Here is a 2,539-nt window from a genome sequence, read left to right on the forward strand (position 1 = left end):
GGACTAAACCGCTCGCGCGGTACCCTGCGATGTGACGTTTGTGGTTTGCCGAAGGTGGGCGAGTGCCTATGTTGTGAGGTGAGGCAATTGGCCTCGTTCACCACAGGAGCACAGCCATGGAAACATCGACACCAGCGGTTTCACCCCTGCGCCAACGCATGATCGAAGACATGCGCATGCGCAAGCTCGAACCCAAGACACAAACGGCCTACATCCGGGCAGTTCGCAAGTTGGCCAAGTACCTGGGCCGATCCCCCGACACGGCCACCGAGGAGGACCTGCGGCGCTTCCAGCTGCATCTGGTTGACCAGGGCGTGTCCCCCATCACCCTGAACGCCACGATTGTGGGTTTGAACTTTCTCTTCGCCGTCACCCTGGGCCGCCCAGAGGTCATGGCCAGGATGCAATCGGTGCGTGTTCCCCTCAAGTTGCCGGTGGTGCTGAGCAAAAACGAGGTGGCTCGGCTCATCGGCGCCACCCGCAACCTCAAGCACCAGGTGGCATTGTCCGTAGCCTATGGGACGGGACTGCGCGTCAGTGAAGTGCTCGCGCTCAAGGTCACCGACGTTGACAGCCAGCGCATGACGCTGCGCGTGGAACAAGGTAAAGGCCGCAAGGACCGTTACGCCATGCTCTCGCCGATCCTGCTGGAGCGCCTGCGGGTGTGGTGGCGCGTGGCTCGGGCCCAAGGCAAGATGCTCGATGGGGGCTGGCTGTTTCCCGGACTTGACCCCCTGGATGCGTTGACCGCGCGCCAGCTCAACCGTGCCGTTCACGATGCTGCCATCGTGGCCAAGATCGATAAGCGGGTTTCCATGCATACGCTGAGGCACAGCTTTGCCACGCATCTGCTGGAGCAGAAGGAAGACATCCGTGTGATCCAAGTGCTGCTGGGCCACAAGAAGTTGGACACGACAGCCCGCTATGTGCAGGTGGCCACCGACATCCTGCGCGAAGTCATCAGTCCGCTGGAAACTCTGCAGCCAGCGTAGGCCGCCTCCATGGGGTCTGGTGCCCTGGAGGTGGCGGACATCTTGCGCGCCCATGGGCCAGCCTGGCGGCTTGCTCAGCGCTCCCACCTGAGCCTGGGTCAGCTCAAGGTCATGTCAGCCATTGAACAGTGCCGCACTGCGGCGCTGGGAGGACATGTCTTGCGCTGCCCGGACTGCCAGCACGACCAAGTTTCCTACAACTCCTGTCGCAACCGCCATTGCCCCAAGTGCCAGTCCATCGCAGCCAAACGTTGGCTGCAGGCCAGACAAGCCGATCTGCTGCCGGTGGACTACTACCACGTGGTCTTCACATTACCGGCCCCCATCAGCGACATCGCCTATTACAACAAGGCCGTGGTCTACGGCCTGCTGTTTGAGATCGCTGCTGGGACGCTGACCACCATTGCCGCGGATCCCAGGCACCTGGGCGCCGAGATTGGCCTGACTCTGGTGCTGCACACCTGGGGCTCGGCGCTGACGCACCATCCCCACGTGCACGGTATCGTGCCGGGCGGTGGACTCTCACCGGACGGCCAGCGTTGGGTGTCCTGCAAGCCCGGCTTCTTCCTGTCAGTGCGGGTGCTCTCACGCCTGTTCCGGCGCCGCTTCCTGGAAGCACTGGAGGAGGCACATCGCGCGGGCAAGCTGCAGTTCTTTGGTGACAGCGCAGGTCTGGCCGATCCCAAGGCCTTTGCCAAGTGGCTGGCACCTCAGCGCACATGCGAGTGGGTGGTGTATGCCAAACGCCCGTTTGCGGGACCCGAAGCCGTGCTGGCCTATCTGTCGCGCTACACGCACCGTGTGGCAATAGCGAATTCCCGGCTGGTGGTGCTGGACGAGCGCGGTGTCACGTTCCGCTGGAAGGACTACCGCGACAAGGGTAAGACGCGCCACAAGACCATGACGCTCAGTGCCGATGAGTTCATGCGCAGGTTTTTACTGCATGTGTTGCCGGGCGGCTTCCATCGCATCCGCCACTTTGGCTTGCTCGCCAATGCCAACCGTCGGGAAGGGCTGCAAAAGGCACGGGAATTGTTGGGGGTTCCCGTATCGGTTGTCGATGCAGCCAGCCAAGGAGAGGAAGAAATCGACTCACTTAAATCCACCTTCGTGTGCAGACACTGTGGCGCTGCCATGCTGATCATCGAAACGCTATTGCGTGACCAGTCCATTCGAGGTCCGCCATGACTGCAGGAATGCATCTACCTCCATTGCCTGACCAATGGATGTGCAAGTCTGCAGCGTCCAAGGGCAAACGCTGGGTCGTTCACTGCATGCAAGCCAAATCAGTGCGCCGGGCTAGGTCGCAAATGCACGAAAACCGAACCAGCATCTGCATGGCAGCGCAAACCCTTGCCCATCAAGCAGATGGTCGGATAGAAACAACGACCGCGCGAATCGTCAAATCCCCATAACCAGTTGCTGGGTCTGCCAAGATTGGTCACAGCCGCGGTTTCCTCCATCGAGGTTTATACGACGCCCACCCGCGTCAGTAGGCAAAGCAATGTTGAACGCCTGCACGGGCGGGCATCCTACAAACCTTAACT

At 61.0% G+C, this 2,539-nt stretch carries 2 protein-coding genes; both read left to right on the forward strand.

Going from position 1 to position 2,539, the window contains the following annotated elements:
- The first annotated feature begins 116 nt into the window (after window positions 1–116).
- Complete coding sequence (locus tag C5P05_RS29030) at window positions 117–992, forward strand: tyrosine-type recombinase/integrase (protein ID WP_114973362.1); 876 nt, start codon at window positions 117–119, stop codon at window positions 990–992.
- 9 nt (window positions 993–1,001) lie between these two features.
- Complete coding sequence (locus C5P05_RS29035) at window positions 1,002–2,180, forward strand: IS91 family transposase (protein ID WP_114973363.1); 1,179 nt, start codon at window positions 1,002–1,004, stop codon at window positions 2,178–2,180.
- Window positions 2,181–2,539 lie beyond the last annotated feature (359 nt).

The sequence above is a fragment of the Rhodoferax ferrireducens genome (assembly GCF_003347515.1).
GTDB lineage: Bacteria > Pseudomonadota > Gammaproteobacteria > Burkholderiales > Burkholderiaceae_C > Rhodoferax.

Excerpts from the sequence above, each read along its gene's own strand:
- C5P05_RS29030 (WP_114973362.1), top strand. The coding sequence starts at position 117 with ATGGAAACATCGACACCAGCGGTTTCACCCCTGCGCCAACGCATGATC.
- C5P05_RS29035 (WP_114973363.1), top strand. The coding sequence starts at position 1,002 with ATGGGGTCTGGTGCCCTGGAGGTGGCGGACATCTTGCGCGCCCATGGG.